Genomic DNA, 1,700 nt, shown 5'->3' on the forward strand with positions numbered 1-1,700 from the left:
GCCGAGGCGCGCTTCGAGCGCCACTTCGGCCCATCGCCAGGTGCCAGGCTGCGCCGGGCGCAAACCGCCAACACGCCACACCGCAACCAGCTCTGGTGATGACCATGTGCCATGACTTCGACCTGCGCATCCGTCGGGGCGCAACCTTTCGACGCGTGCTGCAATGGGCGTCCGAGCCGGTGCTGTTCCTGCCCGTCAGCGGTCTGGCCGCCACCCCGCCCGCGCGGCTCACCGTGCCTGGCCATGGCCTGCCGGATGGCTGGTATGTGGCCGTGGTGTCGCTGCCCGAACTGAAGGGCCTTAACGCGACACAGGATCCGCCGAGCGCGGCCGACTATCGCGCGGCCACCGTGCTGGATGCCGACACGCTCGAATTCGATGGTGTGAACTCCGCCGGCTGGACGTTGCGCAGCACTGGTTACCTACGCGCCTACACCCCCGCACCACTGGCCGGCTGCGTCGCCCGCATGGCGATCAAGGATCGGGTGGGTGGCTCGGTCTTGCTGGAACTGAACACCGGCAATGGCGGCATCGTGCTCGACGACATCGCCAAGACCATCACCCTGTCCATCAGCGCCAGCGACACCGCTGCGCTGGCCTGGAAGCGCGGGGTCTACGACCTGGAAATCGAAAGTGCCGACGGCACGGTCACCTTGCTGGCCGAGGGGAATGTGCGCGTGGGCGATGAGGTGACCACATGAACGAGGTTCAGGTGGTGATCGTGCGCGATCCGGTGCAGCTCGTTACCGCGCAACAGCAGGCGAGCGTGCTGCTGACCGAGGCGAGGGTGGGCCCGACTGGCCCCATCGGGCCCATCGGCCCGGCGGGTGGATCGGCATTCACCCGCTGCCGCGGCGAAACCCTCAGTGCGCTGCGCGTGGTGTACGAACAGGCCGGCGAAGTGTTCGCCCTCGATTACCGCGATGGCGCGCACGTCGGGCAGTTGCTGGGGCTGACGCTGACCGCTGGCGATGCGGGAAGCGAGGTGGACGTGCAGCGCTCCGGCGCGATTGACGACGCCGGGTGGTGGTGGACGCCTGGCCCGGTGTGGCTGGGCGCGGCCGGCACGCTGACGCAGACGCCGCCCGCCGATGGCTTCGATGTGCGGGTGGGCGCGGCGGTATCCGCCACCCGCCTGATTCTGGATGTTTCCGACCCTGTTTCTCTGGAGGTGTAGTGATGGGCCAACGATTCATGACGCTGGTGAACGGCGTGCGCAAACTGGTCGAAGCGGCCACCAGCTCGGCGGGTGTCGCTGATGCCGGCAAGATCATCGCGCTGGACAGCACCGGCAAGCTCGACGGGAGCCTGATGCCCAACGGCATTGGCGCCAATACCACCCTCGCGCCGGCCTCCGAAGCGCTGGGCGCTGGCAAGTTCGTGCAGTTCCACGATGCCACCGGCGTGTTCTCGGTGCGCCTGGCCGACAGCGGTAACGGCCGGGCGGCCGATGGCTATGTGACCGCGGCGGTGGCCAGCGGCGCGCAGGCGACGGTGTACCCCCTCGACGGGACCAATAGCGTGCTGACCGGGCTGACCCTCGGCGCGCGCTACTACCTGGGCACGGCCGGCGGGGTGGTGGCCACGGCGCTGGATGAAACCGACCCAGCCAATGCCAGCAAGGTGAGCCAGTACCTGGGGGTCGCCAAATCGGCGACCGAACTGGTGACCGACGACGCCGGCTACGTGGTGCTGTGATG

General features: G+C 68.5%; 3 protein-coding genes. All 3 read left to right on the forward strand.

Annotated features, from left to right (window positions below):
- Positions 1-98: 98 nt before the first annotated feature.
- Genes FAZ21_RS20010 through FAZ21_RS20020 form a run of 3 tightly spaced genes read left to right on the forward strand, consistent with a single transcriptional unit; the run spans position 99 to position 1,698 of the window.
- On the forward strand, positions 99-701 hold the full coding sequence (locus FAZ21_RS20010; protein WP_136775188.1) for a hypothetical protein: 603 nt from the start codon (positions 99-101) through the stop codon (positions 699-701).
- Complete coding sequence (locus FAZ21_RS20015; protein WP_136775189.1) at positions 698-1,177, forward strand: hypothetical protein; 480 nt, start codon at positions 698-700, stop codon at positions 1,175-1,177. The genes FAZ21_RS20010 and FAZ21_RS20015 overlap by 4 nt, the downstream gene beginning before the upstream one ends.
- 2 nt (positions 1,178-1,179) lie before the next feature.
- On the forward strand, positions 1,180-1,698 hold the full coding sequence (locus FAZ21_RS20020) for a hypothetical protein (protein WP_136775190.1): 519 nt from the start codon (positions 1,180-1,182) through the stop codon (positions 1,696-1,698).
- Positions 1,699-1,700 lie beyond the last annotated feature (2 nt).

The organism is Chitiniphilus eburneus, from assembly GCF_005048205.1.
GTDB lineage: Bacteria > Pseudomonadota > Gammaproteobacteria > Burkholderiales > Chitinibacteraceae > Chitiniphilus > Chitiniphilus eburneus.

Excerpts from the sequence above, each read along its gene's own strand:
- FAZ21_RS20010 (WP_136775188.1), top strand. The coding sequence starts at position 99 with ATGACCATGTGCCATGACTTCGACCTGCGCATCCGTCGGGGCGCAACC.
- FAZ21_RS20015 (WP_136775189.1), top strand. The coding sequence starts at position 698 with ATGAACGAGGTTCAGGTGGTGATCGTGCGCGATCCGGTGCAGCTCGTT.
- FAZ21_RS20020 (WP_136775190.1), top strand. The coding sequence starts at position 1,180 with ATGGGCCAACGATTCATGACGCTGGTGAACGGCGTGCGCAAACTGGTC.